Raw genomic sequence first — 17,542 nt, 5'->3', positions numbered from 1 at the left:
CGGTTCGAACGGAAACCTTCTAAAGGAAATTTTAGTTAACATAAAGGAGAATGCTTCATGGGAAATGTCGTTTTGAAAAAAGAAATGAACGAAATTTATGAAATGAAAAATCATTATCAATCCTATACCTTAGATAAACTTCCACCAGGTAGTGTATTTACTGCAAAAACGCCAGCGTGCTCCATTACAGCCTACAAATCGGGCAAAGTATTGTTTCAAGGCAGCGGCTGCGAAGTTGAAGCTGCCAAATGGGGTGAACCAATCTCCTCTGCACCCCCTGTGAAAAAGAAGATCTCTACAAATACTCATTTGCCCGATCAATTTGAAGCCCTTTCTGTTGTTGGCTCTGATGAAGTAGGTACAGGTGATTTCTTTGGACCAATTACTGTTGTTGCAGCCTATGTAAGAAAAGAACAAATTCCATTATTAAAAGAGCTCGGTGTAAAGGATTCGAAAAATTTAAAGGATGAACAAATTATAAGCATTGCCAAACAAATTAAAAACATCATTCCATATAGCCTCTTAACCCTGCATAATGAAAAATACAATAAGCTGCAGAAATCCGGCATGTCACAAGGCAAAATAAAAGCACTGCTCCATAACCAAGCAATCGGGCATGTTCTTGGCAAGATTGCACCCGAACAGCCTGATGCCATTTTAATTGACCAATTTGCTAAAAAGGATGTTTATTATCAATATCTCAAAAACGAAAAAGTCATTCAGAGAAACAACGTTTTTTTCAGCACAAAAGCGGAAGGTATTCATCTTGCAGTTGCTGCAGCATCCATATTAGCAAGATATGCTTTTGTCCAGCACTTTGATCATTTGAGTAAGGAAGCTGGATTTACATTGACAAAAGGAGCCGGTCCGAAAGTGGATGAAGCAGCCGCACGGCTGATACACGAAAAAGGTAAAGACGCATTACCGGCATTTGTTAAGCTGCATTTTGCAAATACGGAAAAGGCAATGAAAATACACAAGAAAAAGTATAGTTAAAAAGGCAGCCATAATCGCTGCCTTTTTCTATCATTAAATTCCTTCGTTCATTCGAAGGATTAATGGCTACCTTAAAAAGTACCTTTTTCTTTCCTTGGCAGGATAAAAAGCAATCGAAGGATTTGTAAGTTTAATGTCAGGGAATCCCAAAATAGTGCCGACTAGATTCTTATCATTACATGTATTTAAATCTATGTATCTTAATGCTTCTGTTGAACAGGCTTCTATACATGCTGGTGGCATTCCCCGATCTTGGCGAGGATAGCACATTTGGCACTTACTTGCCTTTCTTGTAATAGGATCAAACTGTGGAGCCTCAAAAGGGCAGGCTTCAATACAATAACCACAGCCTGTACAAAGATCAGAATCAATTTGTACAATCCCATCCCCTCGTTTTGTAAAGGCATTTTCCGGACAAACTCGAAAACATTCTGGACTGCTGCAATGATTACATGAAACAGACAAAAAAGTGTCATTTGTTAATCTGGAAACTTTTCTCCAACGAATGGCATGTGGGGTTTGATTTTCATTTCTACAGGCAATTTCACATGCCATACAACCAAAGCAAAGATCTAAGTTGAAAATGAACCCCATTCGTTTAACCATTTTCATCACACCATTTCCTAATATTCACACTGCTGTCATAAAAATTTGCACTTGATAATCCTTTGCTAGATTGAACTGTTTGATTAATTAAACGATTAATAGGAGTATCCCCAGCTTGATTAACTACGACAATCTTTCGGGGAAGAAATCGGCTTATTTTTGCAATGGCAGTTATCTCTCCATATTGATTGTATACTTCAACCTTATCCCCTTCTGAAATATCACTTTTTTCAGCTGCATATTCCGAAACTTCAACAACCACCTGCTCTCCTCCATGATTAAGCCACGGTACTGCCTCGTATTGCGAGTGAATTTTTAGTAACGATTGGGGGGTAAGCAGCTGATATGGATATTTTTCCTCCGCTCTTTGGTTCTGCTCACGCTCAGAAACTGGGCAAGATTCTGTTATCTCTGGGGAAAATAAGCGAAACTTTTTTGAGCGTGAAAATTGCGGGTACTCTTCCTCATTTCGACAGCATGGCCCTTCGAACAAATCTTCAATACCTTCTATTGAATAACTCTCCTTTACTGTTGGAGTTAATTCCAATTTAATCCAGTCAATTGGATGACGATCATAAGGAAAATTTGAAAAGCCAGGTGATTTTTCATTTAACCTTTGCATTAACTCTCTTGCAATCTGCAAATCACTTTTTGCTTCAAAATATGAGGGAATTGATTTTTCATTAATGGACAACCAGTGGTGCCAATAACTAACATTTAAATCCACCTCTTCAAAGTGGGTCGCTGCTGGTAATACAATATCAGATAGTTGCGCAGTCTTCGTCATGAATAAATCAACCGTGACGATTAATTCAAGTTCCTTCATTAATAATTCCCATTCATGAAGATCTTGATCTTGTGAAAGAGGATTACGTGAGGCAATCCATAAAAACTTTAATGGCGGATCAGCTAGATTTCGAGCACCTTCTGGAAAGTTATTAATATCTATTTCTCTAGATTGCTTAATAGTCTTATGTTCTGGTCCTTGCAAATTTAATAAATTGATAGGAAAATCATCTATCCCATTATGAGAATAGTATACACACCCACATCCTTCTTGAAGGTGACCAGCGATTGCAGCAAATGTACTGATCGCACGAATATTTTGTCCTCCATTCTTATTACGCTGGACCCCATAGCCAATCCATGTAGCACAAAGTTTCGTATCCGCACATAAATGAACAAGTTCATTTATTACATCTATTGAAACCCCTGTTTTATGACAAACCGCCTCTACATCTACTTCCTCGTGAACATATTGACAGAACTCTTCCCAGTTAGTCGTTTTATCATGAGTAAATTCTTGATCATATTTCTCTAAACCAATAAGAAGCTTCGCCATTCCAAGTGCGAGCATACCGTCTGTTCCAGGATTGATCTGGATAAAGATATCCGCTTTTGCTGCAGTTTGTGTGAAAATAGGGTCAATAACAACTAGTTTTGCCCCTTTTTCCCGTGCCTGAAAAATAAATTTCATTTGATGGACGTTTGTCACCGCAGGATTGGCTCCCCATATGACTATTACATTCATTTCAGCCATTTTTTCCGGCCTTAAACTTATTGTACGGCCAAAACATTTCTTCATAGCTTGTTCACCCGTAATCAAACACGGATTTCCTACCGGTTTTGTATGTGGCCCTATACTATTAAACATTCCTTCAACTGCATAATGTAGCAATCCAATATTACCAGAAAATTTATTATATCCGACTGCAAGATTTGAACCATATCTAGCATTTAATTCAAGGATTTTATCAGCAATGGTATTGTATGCCTCATCCCAAGATATTCTCTTCCAATTTCCCGACCCTCTTGGATTCTGTTTAATCGGATGCTTCAACCGATAAGGGTTGTAAACATATTGAGTATAGGCATAGCCTTTTGCACATAGCCTTCCCTGACTATAGCCATGCTTCGCATCACCGGAAACCTTTATTAGCCTTCCATCTTCAATATATGACAGCATTCCACATGTTGAAAAACAATTACGGGGACAAGCATGTCTATAAATTTCCATTAGTTTTTTGCACCTGCACTTTATATTTAGAAGTTAAAGTTTTCCGAGCTGTTTAATTTTAAATGCAGCTGTAATATTTAATTTGACATTCATATCATCTAGCTTTGTATCTAAGATTTCTTCAACCTTTTTAAAACGGTACCTTAATGTATTTCGATGAAGAAACAATGAATCAGCAGTTTTGGTTAAGTCAAATTGATTGGCTGAATAGGATTCAAGAGTATTCATTAGCTCTCCTCCATGGAGCTGATCGTGTTTCTCCAATCTGCCTAATGTGTGTTCATAAAACTCTTTTAAATCTTGCAAATCATGTTTATAAAGAATACGTTCTAACCCCATATCGTTAAAAAATGGCGTATGGATGTTAAGTAACACCCCAAGCTCAAACGCAACTTTTGCCTCTTGGTAACTCTTATACAGCTCTTCCGGGTTTGCACTTTCTCTTCCTATCCCAGTTGCAATTCGATTATTATTATCCAATGACTCCGCCTGATTCACTACATACTGTACAAACTCTTCGATTACATCACGTTTATGTTCAATTTCTGTACCAATCAGCTGATAAACAACGATTATTTCCCCGTGCTTCTTCATTGCAATTGGCTTCATATTCTTTTCTATAAGCATCTTTTCAATTAAGTAAAACATGGAGTCGATTAGCTTCTGATCCTCTGAATAGTAATCAAAATCTATTAATGAAAATACAATCACTATATGTGTTTGACTGAAATCCCATCCCCAAATATTGCCATACGATATAATTTCATCTCTTTGCTTCATGTTTCCGTAAAGCAAATCATAAATAAACGCTTCTTTAAATTGCTGTCTTTCCTGTTTTAATTCCAACTTCTTCCGCATTTCAAGTGAACATAAGGAAGATGCGTAAGTAATAATCGAATAAAAATTTGTCAGTACCTCATTAGGCATCTCCTTAGTCAAAACAAATAAATAGCCCCTTAATCTGCCATCCAATTTTATTGCTGAACAAATGCCTGATTCAGTGCCTGTATTAGATATTAACTTACAATTAAAAACTGCAGGCTTATTAATGGCTTTTTCTTCATATCGATCGTCTATATAATTAATTTCTATATTATTTTCGAGTTGTGCTGAAGCCAAATAGTTAAATAAAGGATCCGTTATAATTACCGGAAGTGACAAAAGACACGCTAGCTCCTCAGCAATTCCCTTTAGTCCTTTATCAGCTATTACAAGTAAATCATGTACATAATCTGGGACAAAGAATGAATCTTTCACAGCATCAGTTCCTTTCTGCCTATTCCTGAACCCCTTACCTTCATCATATATGAAGCCACAAACAGGAACAATGGATGTCACAAGACCGTAAAAATCCATTGTTCAACTGTACAAAAAATAACAAGCATCTTTGTACACCTGTCATATACCTTTGGAAGAATAGATTTTTTATAATAAAAGCAGAAGTCACTTTGTGAAATAACTCACATAAAAGGAGTGAATAAAATGTTAAAAAGAGTAACGAAGGATAGTATTTATGTAATTAAAAATAAAGCCTTTTTACACTATGCTCAATTATTCACGAATATAGAAGAAGACACACTGAAAAATATTGAGGCGTTTGGTTTATCACTTAACCAAACCAAAATCGAAAAAACTAGAAATAAAACACTTACACAATTAAAAGAAAAGCATGCACATTTCCGAAATGACAATAAAAGCATCTATATCAATCGCATTTCAAGTGCTTGTGAAGCCTGTCAAACAGGAACAGGCAGCTACACTACTTTTGTTTCAATGAAATGTCACCGCAATTGCTATTTTTGTTTTAATGAAAATCAAGATAATTATATGCATTATTTACAAAATAATAGAGATGCTCGAAATGAATTAGCAGAATTAATTGATGCGGGGTATAGGCTAAAACACATTGCTTTAACTGGAGGCGAACCGCTTTTATTTAAAGAAGAAACCATTCAATTTTTTCAATTTGCTAAAGAAAAAGCTCCTGACAGCTATACAAGACTATATACAGCTGGGGACCTTTTAAATGAAAATATCCTAAAACAACTAAGGGATACTGGCTTAAATGAAATTCGCTTTAGCATAAAGATGGAGGATTCACCTCAGAAACGAAGGCATATTTTGAAAAAAATTGAATTAGCAAAAAACTATATTCCTAATGTCTTAGTCGAAATGCCAGTCATTCCAGGAACGCTTGAAGAAATGAAAGAGCTGCTCATTGAACTAGATAAATTAGATATTTTCGGAATAAATTTACTTGAATTTTGCTTTCCACTAAAAGAACCGAAGCCTTTTATCGATCGTGGGTTTAAACTAAAAAATCCACCATATGAAATGTATTACAACTACTGGTATGCAGGAGGACTAGCCATAGCATTGAGTGAAGAACTTTGTCTAGAGCTTACTGCTTTTGCCATTGAAAAAAATTTAAAGATAGGTGTTCATTACTGTTCTCTAGAAAATAAATTCACAGGTCAAATTTATCAGCAAAATCATGATCAAGTGATGGATAAAACGTATTCCTTTTCTAATCGGGATTATTTTTTTAAAACTGCTAAGGTCTTTGGGAAAGACAAGCAAAAGGCAATTGCAATACTTAAAAAAAATAAGGTTTCATATAAAATCAATCAACAATATGACTTTATTCAATTTCCTGTTGAAGCTATCAAACTATTATCAGAAGTTAACGTTGAAATAGCAATCGTTTCTTGCATCATCGAGTTCAATAACAATGAAAGAATAACAAAAGAAGTAAGCATTGATTGGACTACAGCAGCTTTATTTCAATTAGAAGACGTAGGTTAATCGCTTTGGGAGGGATAGAAATGGAAGAAAAATTTAGGTTATCAGATTTATATAATATTTTTTACGCACGGCATTATGCTTACGACATTTTACGAAGATTTTTTGTAGAAGAACCGTCAAAGGAATATTTAAAGCCATTTATTCAGAAAAACATGATTAATCTATTTCCCTTCAAAGAAGATTCAGAAGGAATTCGGGAAGGAATAAAAGAGATAAAGTCATACCTGGCAATTCATGATGTCGTTAATATTGATAAGCATTACGAAGAATTGCATTGGGACTATACAAGAATGTTTGTTGGCCCTTTTGAATTGCCTACACCCCCATGGGAGTCATCTTATGTGCGTAAAGACCGGCTTTTATTTCAAGGAACGACGATGAATGTGCGGAGTTACTATGATAAATACGGAATAATTGTTAGTGATTACAATATTGAAGCGGATGATCATATAGGTCTTGAGCTTGATTTCATTTATCATCTCAATGAACGATGTTTAAAAATAATGGAGCAAAATGACGGAAAAGGCTTAAAACCTTTAATACAGGATCAACAAAGGTTTATTAATGACCATCTGCTTAAATTCGTACCAAAATTCAGCCGTTCAGTTATAAAAGAAGCAAACACATCATTCTACGTTGGGTTTGCAAAAGTGCTGCATCATTATTTACAAATAGATTCTAAAGTTCTTAACGAACTTAAGAATATAAAAACCATATAGGAGGGGGAATTAGAATGCTTGATATTATTGCTAAAATTAATGAGTTTAAAATGTCAAGAAGATCATTTATTGGCTGGTCATCAGCCATTGCAGCGACAACAGCTATCCCAGTCAGCCGCGGGTTAGTTGCTAAAGCCGAAAATATAATCGGTACGGAGGAAGCAGGTAGCGAAGGTGTTTGGAAAACAGCTGCATGTTGGCATAACTGTGGGAGCCGCTGTCTTAATAAAGTGCTAATTAAAGACGGAGTAGTTATTCGGCAAAAAACGGATGATACACACAAGGATAGTCCAGACTTCCCTCAACAGCGCGGATGTTTGAGGGGCAGATCTCAACGTCATCAGGTATTTAATGCAGACCGCTTAAAATATCCCATGAAACGAAAGAACTGGGAACCTGGCGGAGGCAAAAAAGAGCTTCGCGGAAAAGATCAGTGGGTTCGGCTTTCTTGGGATGAGGCGCTTGATATCGTCGCATCTGAAACAAAGAGAATCATAGGAAAGTATGGAAATGAGTCAATCATGGTAACTGGAGGTGACGCAAATATTAGAAATGCAATGTCCGCAATCGGTGGTTTTAGTGCATGCTATGGCAGCTCTTCATGGGGGGCTTGGAGATGGATATGGGAAAACATGGGGATCGGAGAAGGTTTAATTGTTAATGGAATCAATGATCGTATCGATTTGAGAAATTCCCAATTAATCGTTCTTTGGGGGGCTAACCCAGCTTGGAGCACGATGGGAAGTGTAACCTACAATTATTTACAAGCAAAGAAAGCTGGGGCACGTTTCATCACAATTGATCCGATTTATACAGACTCTGCACATGTATTTGATGCTGATTGGGTCCCGATTAGACCTGGAACAGATGATGCATTAGCTTTCGGAATTATGTATACATTGCTTGATGAAGATGATCCTGCGACAAACCCGTTAGTTAAATGGGATTTCTTAGACAAATACACAATTGGATTTGATGAAGCACATATGCCTGAAGGGGCAGATCCAAAAGATAATTTAAAAGACTATATTTTAGGAACTTATGATCATCAGCCGAAGACACCTGAATGGGCATCTGAAATTTGTGGTGTAGAGCCAAGTAGAATCCGCGAACTCGCCCGTGAAATTGGCGGAACAGAAAGAGTGGCTTTACTAACAGCTTGGGCTCCTGCCCGGATTGCAAATGGGGAAGGCTGGGTTCAAGCATTCTCAGCTCTGGGGATGATGACGGGACAGATGGGCGGCTCTGGAAAAATGACTGGTGTCAGCTGCTGGGAATATGCCGGAAATATGGGACCATTCCTTTTAACTGCTGGTGGGAAGGGCTTGCCTTCCATTGAGAATCCCATTGACAACCAAATTAACGAAAACGAAATGTGGGACGCAGTTCTAGAAGGGAAATTCTTGCAAAGGTATGAAAAAGAAAGAAATGTTAACATCCAATTTATTTATCATAACTATGAAAATCATTTACAAACCCGAAGTAATATTGCAAAAGGGATAAAAGCCCACAGAAAAGTTGAATTTGTTGTAACCAATGCGTATGCCTTAACAACAAATGCAAAGTACTCTGATATTGTACTGCCAGTTGCTACCCAATGGGAGACAGCAGGTGCAGTAAAAGGCGGAAACCGGGAAATTCTTATTAATTGGTCAAAAATAATTGAACCATTGTATGAGTCAAAAACGGATCAAGAAATTGCTGAAGGACTGTTGACAAAATTAGGTAAGGATCCAAAAGAGGTTTTTCCAATTTCGGCAAAACAGCAATATTTTAATCAATTAGCTGGCAGTATGGTTATGAAGGAAAACGGGATTGACTATGAACTATTATGTACGATTACTGCCCAGGATATAAAAAAATGGGGAGTTGAAGGAACACCGCAAAAAGGGCGTATCCCCCTTCAAGAGTTTGTCGACACAGGGATATACCAGGTTCCGAGGAAGCCAGGGGATAATTTTGGCTTTATCGCGTATAAAGACTTTATTGATGACCCTGTGAACAGCCCAGTCTCAAGTGAAAGCGGAAAATTTGAAATTTATTGTAAGGCAATAAATGAACTATCTAAAAAGGCATATTCCGAAATTGCACCTATTCCAAAATATGAGCCAAAAATACATGGATATGAAACAACCTTTAAAGATTGGACAGCAAAGAAAAAAGGAAAATATCCTTACCAGATGATAAATCCGCATTATTTAAGACGTTCTCACAGTACGTTAGATAATGTACCACAATTACGGGAAGCTTGGCCAAACCCTGTTTACATTAGCAGGAAAGATGCTGATGAGCTTGGCATAAAAGATGGAGAAACTGTTCTAATATCCAATGAGTATGCTAAATCCTTACGTCCTGCAGCTGTCGTTGAAACAATTATGCCAGGTGTAGTCGGGCTCCCACACGGGGCATGGGTGGATATTGATGAAAAAACTGGAATTGACCGAGGCGGTGCCGACAATTTATTTGTCCCACATATTCCAAAAGGGCTAGGATCCTCTGGCTTTAATTCGGCTCATGTTAATTTGGAAAAATGGGAAGGCAAGCAGCTTGAGGAAGATGTTAAATGGGAGCAAAGGATTATAAAATTTTAAATCAAAGGAGGTCTGAATAATGACACAAATGGGATTTTATATAAATGTAGCTGAATGCGTAGGCTGCAAGACATGTACGATTGCATGTAAAGATAAAAATGATTTAGAAGTCGGAAGAAATTTTCGGAGAGTATATGATTTTCAAGAAGGCACCTATCCTAAACCAGCAATTTATCATGTTTCACTATCGTGTAATCATTGCGATGAGCCCGGGTGTATGAAAGGTTGTCCAACTGGTGCAATGTACAAGCGTGATGAAGATGGAGTTGTCTTAGTCGATCATGACAAATGTGTAGGATGTCGGTACTGTGAATGGAATTGTCCTTATGGTGCACCACAGTATTCAAAAGAACTTGGAAAAATGACAAAATGTGATACCTGCATTGATTTACGTGAAAAAGGCGAAGATCCTGTATGCGTAAGCTCCTGTATTATGCGTGCAATTGAATTCGGTCCGATAGACGAACTTAGGGCCAAATACGGATCAGTCAATGAAATCAAAGGAATGCCAAATGCTTCAATTACGAAACCAAATATAGTGATCCATTCATAAATGTACTTATCTAGTTAGAATTCATTATCAAAGGAGGGAATCCCATGCATGAGTGGGCATTGTTAATATTTACAGTCTGTGTTCAAACAGCAATTGGCGGAATTTTTACGTTATGGCTGTTTCAGCTGAGATTAGGGAAATCTGATGAAGAGACTTTATTCGCTATTTTAAAAATACCGCTTATGGTGATCACTGCTTTATCATTGGTCGGCCTAATTGCTTCATTTGCACATTTAGGTACACCAAGTAATGCAATGAACACTATCCGAAATGTCGGTTCTTCTTGGATGAGTCGTGAAATACTCGTTACAGGGGCATTCATTGGAGCAGCTTGTATCACAACTGCACTGACAATTATCCAGAAAAAGATAAACCCACTTCTAATAATTGGAACTGCCATTATCGGCTTAATTGATATTTTCTGTATGGCAGCAATTTACTCCAATTCCTTAGTCAGCGGGTGGAATTCGATTAACACCTTCACTTCATTTTATGGAACAGCCTTTATTTTAGGCTCAGTTTTATTTGCTAGTCTGACTGTTCCTATCTTACGTGCAAAAAGCATGGATGAGGCAGCCCAAAAGCTGGTTAGGCTTTCATTTTATATTGCTCTATTCGGGATCGCTCTCCAGTTAATAGGATTAGCATTATTCCCTTCTGCATTAACAGATGTTAATATGATTGCAGCGGCATCTGCTCAATCTTCCCTCGAAGCTTACCAGGGAACGATTGCATTGAGATGGGGAATTGAACTTATTGGGTTAATCCTATTTGGCTATATGGCCTTATCGCCAGTAAAGAGAACGACAGTTACATTGGCATTTACGGCATTATTTGTAATCGGATTTGCTGAAGGATTAAGCAGATACGTATTTTATGTCCTTGGTTCATAGCTTTTTTTAATAGAAAATTACTTAATCTGAAAAGGAAGTGGCTTTGATGGGAATATTGAATAGGTGGATTGAAAGTCTCGATTATGAATTTCGCATTTTAGAATCCTGTTCCCGCTTTCAAAGTCCACTTTCAACATGCAGCAGATGTATAGATTCTTGTTCGGAGAAGGCACTTACAAATGTGGATGGCATACCGATCATTGATAATGATAAATGTACAGAATGCGGCAGCTGTATCGCTGCATGTCCTGTGCAAGCGGTTGAAGGCTTTCTTCCAAGAAGAGTGATTAGTCAAAATAAGCTCGTTGTTACAGAAAAACATCCTCCCTCCATTAAAGAATTACTTGGAATTTATAGAAAGGGAGTAAAAACAATCATATATGAACAAACAGCATGGAACAAGGAGTGGCAGGAAACAGTTGCTAAAGCATGTGATATATTAGAGAAGATCAACGAATCCCCTTTTTCAGTCCAATGTATAGAAATGGAAACGGAGGAAAGGGTCACACGCAGGGAAATATTTTCCCTTTGGAAAAAAGAAGCTCTATCAACAATGAAGCATATGACACCTGCCAAATGGCGCTTTAACCAAAAGGAATTAGATCTGTCTATTTTTTATCCAAATTATCAATTTACTCATATTTCCTTAAATATTAGTAAATGTACTGCCTGTAAAGCTTGTCAAATGCTTTGTAAAAGGAATTGTTTGCAAATAACTGAAACAGAATTTACAATATCCGCTCAACAATGCACAGGATGCTTGCTATGCCAAGACATTTGTCCCGAAAAAGCGATTACAGTTGAAGAAAAGATTCAGCCATCAGTAGAGGTTGCCCACCCACTTTATACAAAAGAATGCAAAACATGTAAAGGCAACTATCAAACATTGTCTTTAAATGACGACAAATGCGTAATGTGCAAAAAGAGAGAATCATTTGGTACCTTTCTAAAATAAATAAGGATGTGTGAATCATGCTATCAAATATCGGTATACCAGGTTTAATTATTGTTCTTGTTCTTGCCCTCATTATTTTTGGCCCAAAAAAGCTCCCCGAAATTGGACGTGCTATGGGACAATCATTAAAAGAATTTAAAAGCTCTACAAAGGGGCTAATGGATGACAAAGATGAAGATGAAAAAAAAGAAATTAAAGAGGCTTGACATGAAAAGGGGATGCTAAGCAGCATCCCCTCGTCCTTATCCTCTTAACACAGCTCCAGCCTTTTCTTTCACTGCGTTTAATACTTTATCATGTGCCTTTACAACTTCTTCATCTGTTAACGTCCGTTCAGGGTCAAAATATTTCAATGAGAAGGCAATTGACTTCTTGCCCGGCTCCATTCGGTCCCCTTCATACAAGTCAAACACATGAACTTCTTTCAGTAAAGCACCGCCTGCTTCTTTAATCATTGCATTTAATTCACCTGCGGCTTTTTCCTTATCAACTACAAGAGCAATGTCACGTGTAATGGATGGGAAACGCGGGATGGTTACATAATGCAATGGTGAAACCTCCGCTTCTAATATCGCCTTAAGCGATAATTCAAACACATATGATTCTTTTAAATCATACTCTTTTTCCACTTTTGGATGTGTTTGGCCGACAAATCCAACCGATTTGCCTGACAAGTAAATTTCTGCTGTTCTTCCAGGATGCAGACCATCCTTTTCAGATTGGCGGAATTCTACTTCACTCGCAATCCCAAGCTTATCAAATAACCCTTCAAGAATTCCTTTGACAACAAAGAAGTCAACAGTTTTTTTCTCTCCCTGCCATGGGTGGGTTTGCCATAAGCCAGTGACAGCACCAGCAAGATGCTCTCTTTCTTCCGGCAATTCATCAGAACCATTTCCTAAGAATACCGCACCCGTTTCATAGACTCCAAGGCTGTCGTGCTGACGTGCCGCATTGTATTTTAACACTTCAAGCAGCTGCGGGATGATGCTTAGACGAAGAATGCTGCGGTCTTCACTCATTGGCATGGCTAATTTTACAGGCTCTCGATTTTCGAGCGCATATTGTGCTGCTTTCGCCTCGTTTGTTAAAGAGTACGTAACAGCTTGGTATAGTCCAGCTCCTTCAAGATAGCGGCGAACCATTCTCCGCTTATTTTGATATGGTGATAGATGGCCTGGTGTTGCCGAACCGATTGGGAGCGTAGATAATAGATTATCATAACCATATAATCTGCCAACCTCTTCAATTAAATCCTCTTCAATCGTAATATCCCCACGTCGTGTTGGCACAGTTACAATAATCGTTCCGTTATCAGTCGTTGTTTCAAATTGAAGTCGAGCAAAAATATCCTCTACATTCTTCATCGTTAAATCTGTTCCAAGTACACGGTTAATTTTCTCTAGAGTAACGGAAACAACTGCTGGCTCAACTGTTAATGAATCTGCTTCGACGGAACCTTCCAGTACTTCACCGCCAGCATATTCTGCAAGAAGCTGTGCTGCTCTTTCTGCAGCTGCTCTTACACGATTAGGATCAACACCTTTTTCATAGCGGGCACTTGCTTCACTTCTCAAACCGTGGTCTTTTGATGCCTTTCTAATTGGCGCCCCAATGAAATAAGCAGATTCTAATAGAACAGTCGTTGTGTCTGCTTGAACCTCTGAATTGGCTCCCCCCATTACACCTGCAAGAGCAACAGGCTTTTCACCATTTGTAATAACTAAATGATCAGCAGTTAATTTACGCTTCACATCATCAAGCGTAACAATTTCCTCGCCATCCTTCGCTCTGCGTACAAGAATTTCTTTTGAACCAAGACGATTATAGTCAAAGGCATGTAGTGGCTGTCCGTATTCTAGAAGAATGTAATTTGTAATATCGACGACATTATTGTGCGGGCGAATACCGGCAGCTGTTAATCTCGCCTGCATCCATAATGGAGAAGGACCAATTTTTACATTTTTAATCACCTTTGCCACATATAATGGGTTATCCTCTTTCGCATCAACAGTCACCTGAATATGATCAGCTGCCTTTTCTGCAGACGTTTCAACCTGAGAAACAGGAAGCTTCACTTCTCTGCCCAAAATGGCAGCTACCTCATAAGCAACGCCAAGCATGCTTAAGCAATCTGCACGGTTCGGTGTTAAACCAAGCTCTAATATTTGATCATCACGATGTAATTGCTCGATTGCATCTAACCCTACTTCAATATCTTGAGGGAAATTATAAATGCCCTCTGCAAATTCCTTTGCTACGAGCTTGCTTTCAATGCCTAATTCCTGCAGCGAGCAAATCATCCCGTTTGATTCTTCTCCGCGCAGCTTTGCTTTTTTTATTTTGAAATTGCCCGGAAGCACCGCTCCAACTGTTGCAACCGCTACTTTCTGCCCCTTATCTACATTTGCAGCTCCGCAAATAATTTGAACGGGTTCCTCTGCCCCAATATCAACTAAGCATTTATTTAATTTATCAGCATTTGGATGCTGCTCTCTTTCAAGAACATAACCAACGACAACGCCGCTGATTCCTTTATTTAGCACCTCAACACCTTCAACTTCAATTCCGCTCTTCGTTATTTTCTCCGCTAATTCTTCAGGAGAGACGCCGGATAAGTCAACGTATTCCTGCAGCCATTTATATGAAACGTACATAGTAAATCCTCCTCTGCCTTGTTTTATTCATGTATTGAAAATTGTTTTAAGAAACGAACATCATTTGTATAGAAATGACGAATATCATCTATCCCGTATTTCAGCATGGCAATTCGTTCTGGTCCCATTCCGAATGCAAAGCCTGTATATTTTTTCGAGTCGAATCCGGCCATCTCCAGAACATTCGGATGAACCATGCCTGCACCCAGAATTTCGATCCAGCCCGTTCCTTTACAGACACTGCAGCCTTTTCCAGAGCAAATTTTACAAGAAATATCCATTTCAACGGATGGCTCAGTGAATGGGAAAAAGCTTGGACGAAGACGAATTTCTCGATCCTCTCCGAACATTTTCTTCGCGAACACTTCAAGTGTCCCCTTTAAATCAGTCATACGGATATTTTCATCAACCACTAGTCCTTCAATCTGCATGAATTGATGAGAGTGTGTTGCATCATCATTATCGCGGCGGTACACTTTTCCAGGACAAATGATCTTCACAGGGCCCTTTCCTTCATGCTTTTCCATTGTTCTTGCTTGAACAGGTGATGTGTGAGTACGAAGGAGAATTTCTTCTGTAATATAGAATGAATCCTGCATATCACGAGCAGGGTGACCTTTCGGAAGATTCAATGCTTCAAAATTATAATAATCTTTTTCCACTTCAGGTCCTTCTGCTACTGTATAGCCCATACCGATAAATAAATCTTCAATTTCTTCAATAATTCGTGTTAATGGATGATGGTTCCCCGTTTTCACTGGTCGGCCTGGTAATGTGACATCAATTTTTTCTGCAGCTAATTTTTCTTGTACGGCTGCTTCCTCTAAATGCTTTTGCTTTTCTTCAATGCGTGCTGCAATAGCATCCCTTACTTCATTTGCGAGAGCCCCCATTTTTGGGCGTTCTTCAGCAGATAATTTCCCCATGCCCTTAAGGACTTCGGTAATTGGTCCTTTTTTCCCTAAATAGGAAACACGAATGTCATTCAGTTCTTTTAAATTTGATGCCTGGTTAATTTTTTCCAGCGCTTCCGTTTGCAATTCCTTTAAACGTTCTTGCATCTTACTTCCTCCTTCAATTTCTGTTTTTTTGCAAAATAAAAAACCTCTCCCTATGAAAGGGACGAGGTTTTGGATTCGCGGTACCACCCTTTTTAACACAAAAGCAAAATTAGCGCTTATGTATTCGCTTCATTTCGATAACGGCGACAAGCCGGCACATCTTTACACCCGAAAAGCGGAAGCGGCCCCTTCAGCCCCGAAAAGCATAAGACAAATCTCACGGAAAGGTATACTTTACCTTTCTGGAAGATTTGGCTTATGACCTCGAGGGGCTAGCCGCTAAGAGCTAGACAGTTATCTAACTCTCACCGTTTTTCCAATGGTCCCGATGTCAACTCTGGAGGTGAATGTTCGTTTGCAATCCCTTAAGAATGCTCTCAGTCTAGGCATTCTTTCCCTGAAAAGTTCTTTCGCAAGCTACTTTTCTCCGTCATTGTTTTATAAATATAATTTGCTGTTTATTATAGTATATTCTTCGCATACTTTCAAACGGTTTCCGGTAAAATAATGCCTATTTTTCATTTTGTAAATAATAAAGTAAAATTCCAGTTGCAACGGCGACATTCAATGATTCGCTTTTTCCAAAAATCGGGATGTAAAGGTTAGCGGTAGTCGCATCCAATAAATCTTTATTCACACCGCTTCCTTCATTGCCCACAATCAGAGCAAACTTTTCACTTCCATGAATGTCCGTATATTCTTTTGCATTTTCTAAAGCAGTGCCAAATACAGGAATGGCTGCCTCATTCAACTTTTTTACCCAGTCAAAAAGATTGCCTCTAATGACTGGCAGATGAAAATGACTGCCTTGTGCGGAACGAAGGACTTTCGGGTTATATATATCTACACTGCCCTCTCCAACGATGACAGCATCCATTCCCGCGGCATCAGCGGTCCTAATCATCGTCCCCAGGTTGCCTGGATCCTGAACAGCATCAATTAGTAAAAGTTTGTTTGCATTAACCGATTCAATACTCATTCCTGTTGGACGGCATATCGCTACAATCCCTTGTGGCGCTTCTGTATCAGAAAGCTGCGTAATAATTTCATCGGTTACCACTGTTACAGAAATGGAACCATAATCCCAGCTTGGGGGCAGGTCCTTATTTTCACTAATAATGATTTCAATGATCTGATCGCCTAAAAGCGCTTCTTCTACAAGGTGAAAGCCTTCCACCATAAAAGTGCCCGTTTTATCCCGGTCCTTTTTCGTTAATAGTTTTTTCCATTGTTTTATTTGAGGATTTTTTGCCGAGTGGATATGCTTCAACACTCTTCCTCCTTTACCTTTTTCTTTGTCTGGCTGAGGCAGCTAGGGGGCACAAGATCGTAATCCCCAGACAAGCCATCTCTATTTTTCTTCTTCTATCTTACATAATAAATCCGAAAATAGAAAACATAATATTGAAATGACTATTTGGAGGGAGTTTGAGTAGATGAATTTAAACCTGCGTAATGCAATCATACACAATGTTACTGGCAATTCTCAGGACGAGCTAAAGGAAACAATCGTTGATGCCATCCAAAACGGGGAAGAGAAAATGCTTCCTGGATTAGGTGTTTTATTTGAAGTCATTTGGAACAATTCCTCTGAACAAGATAAGCAAGAGATGCTGCAAACGTTGGAAAGCGGGTTGAAATAAGGGAATAAAGTTGATCTTTCCATGTGCAAAACAGTAGGCCATAAAG

The 17,542-nt window shown here is 38.5% G+C and carries 15 protein-coding genes; 9 read left to right on the top strand and 6 right to left on the bottom strand.

The window, feature by feature from the left end:
* Positions 1-57: 57 nt before the first annotated feature.
* Positions 58-996: a ribonuclease HIII gene (gene rnhC, locus RUH74_RS13015; RefSeq protein WP_313800739.1), complete on the top strand. Its 939-nt coding sequence runs from the start codon at positions 58-60 to the stop codon at positions 994-996.
* A 66-nt stretch (positions 997-1,062) separates the two neighbouring features.
* On the opposite strand, the gene RUH74_RS13010 is transcribed toward rnhC, so the two are convergent.
* Genes RUH74_RS13010 through RUH74_RS13000 form a run of 3 tightly spaced genes read right to left on the bottom strand, consistent with a single transcriptional unit; the run spans position 1,063 to position 4,876 of the window.
* A complete protein-coding gene (locus RUH74_RS13010) occupies positions 1,063-1,608 on the bottom strand; it encodes a 4Fe-4S dicluster domain-containing protein (protein WP_313800738.1) in 546 nt (181 codons plus the stop codon).
* Positions 1,595-3,619: a molybdopterin-dependent oxidoreductase gene (locus RUH74_RS13005; protein ID WP_313800737.1), complete on the bottom strand. Its 2,025-nt coding sequence runs from the start codon at positions 3,617-3,619 to the stop codon at positions 1,595-1,597. The genes RUH74_RS13010 and RUH74_RS13005 overlap by 14 nt, the downstream gene beginning before the upstream one ends.
* Before the next feature lie 33 nt (positions 3,620-3,652).
* Entirely contained in the window at positions 3,653-4,876 is a 1,224-nt protein-coding gene (locus tag RUH74_RS13000; protein ID WP_313800736.1) for a PucR family transcriptional regulator, read from the bottom strand.
* A gap of 225 nt (positions 4,877-5,101) precedes the next feature.
* Between RUH74_RS13000 and RUH74_RS12995 the strand changes: the two genes are divergently transcribed.
* From RUH74_RS12995 to RUH74_RS12965, 7 genes are read left to right on the top strand one after another with little or no spacing between them, the layout of a single operon-like run.
* On the top strand, positions 5,102-6,424 hold the full coding sequence (locus RUH74_RS12995; protein ID WP_313800735.1) for a radical SAM protein: 1,323 nt from the start codon (positions 5,102-5,104) through the stop codon (positions 6,422-6,424).
* 20 nt (positions 6,425-6,444) lie between these two features.
* Positions 6,445-7,143: a TorD/DmsD family molecular chaperone gene (locus RUH74_RS12990; protein ID WP_313800734.1), complete on the top strand. Its 699-nt coding sequence runs from the start codon at positions 6,445-6,447 to the stop codon at positions 7,141-7,143.
* A gap of 14 nt (positions 7,144-7,157) precedes the next feature.
* Positions 7,158-9,734 (top strand): molybdopterin-dependent oxidoreductase, encoded by a 2,577-nt coding sequence (locus RUH74_RS12985; protein ID WP_313800733.1) that lies wholly within the window; start codon positions 7,158-7,160, stop codon positions 9,732-9,734.
* A gap of 19 nt (positions 9,735-9,753) precedes the next feature.
* Positions 9,754-10,287 carry a DMSO/selenate family reductase complex B subunit gene (locus tag RUH74_RS12980; RefSeq protein ID WP_313800732.1) on the top strand — a complete coding sequence of 178 codons (534 nt, stop codon included), beginning with the start codon at positions 9,754-9,756 and terminating at the stop codon, positions 10,285-10,287.
* 44 nt (positions 10,288-10,331) lie between these two features.
* The gene (locus RUH74_RS12975; RefSeq protein ID WP_313800731.1) at positions 10,332-11,180 is read left to right on the top strand and encodes a dimethyl sulfoxide reductase anchor subunit family protein; all 849 of its coding nucleotides are present in this window, start codon (positions 10,332-10,334) and stop codon (positions 11,178-11,180) included.
* 46 nt (positions 11,181-11,226) lie between these two features.
* Positions 11,227-12,135 carry a 4Fe-4S binding protein gene (locus tag RUH74_RS12970; RefSeq protein WP_313800730.1) on the top strand — a complete coding sequence of 303 codons (909 nt, stop codon included), beginning with the start codon at positions 11,227-11,229 and terminating at the stop codon, positions 12,133-12,135.
* Positions 12,136-12,152: 17 nt separating this feature from the next.
* The gene (locus tag RUH74_RS12965; RefSeq protein ID WP_313800729.1) at positions 12,153-12,341 is read left to right on the top strand and encodes a twin-arginine translocase TatA/TatE family subunit; all 189 of its coding nucleotides are present in this window, start codon (positions 12,153-12,155) and stop codon (positions 12,339-12,341) included.
* A gap of 36 nt (positions 12,342-12,377) precedes the next feature.
* Here the strand turns inward: RUH74_RS12965 and pheT are convergent, their stop codons facing one another.
* The 3 genes from pheT to RUH74_RS12950 form a co-directional block, all read right to left on the bottom strand.
* Entirely contained in the window at positions 12,378-14,792 is a 2,415-nt protein-coding gene (gene pheT, locus RUH74_RS12960; RefSeq protein ID WP_313800728.1) for a phenylalanine--tRNA ligase subunit beta, read from the bottom strand.
* A gap of 23 nt (positions 14,793-14,815) precedes the next feature.
* On the bottom strand, positions 14,816-15,853 hold the full coding sequence (gene pheS / locus RUH74_RS12955; RefSeq protein WP_313800727.1) for a phenylalanine--tRNA ligase subunit alpha: 1,038 nt from the start codon (positions 15,851-15,853) through the stop codon (positions 14,816-14,818).
* A gap of 511 nt (positions 15,854-16,364) precedes the next feature.
* Positions 16,365-17,123, bottom strand: a complete 759-nt coding sequence (locus RUH74_RS12950; protein ID WP_313800726.1) for a TrmH family RNA methyltransferase — start codon at positions 17,121-17,123, stop codon at positions 16,365-16,367.
* A 166-nt stretch (positions 17,124-17,289) separates the two neighbouring features.
* Between RUH74_RS12950 and sspI the strand changes: the two genes are divergently transcribed.
* Positions 17,290-17,496 carry a small acid-soluble spore protein SspI gene (gene sspI / locus RUH74_RS12945; RefSeq protein ID WP_057761499.1) on the top strand — a complete coding sequence of 69 codons (207 nt, stop codon included), beginning with the start codon at positions 17,290-17,292 and terminating at the stop codon, positions 17,494-17,496.
* Positions 17,497-17,542: the final 46 nt, after the last annotated feature.

Origin of the sequence: Cytobacillus sp. (assembly GCF_032154635.1) — a bacterium.
GTDB lineage: Bacteria > Bacillota > Bacilli > Bacillales > Cytobacillaceae > Cytobacillus.
The sequence above is the reverse complement of the archived record's forward strand: the minus strand, read 5'-3'. Positions and strand labels throughout refer to the sequence as shown.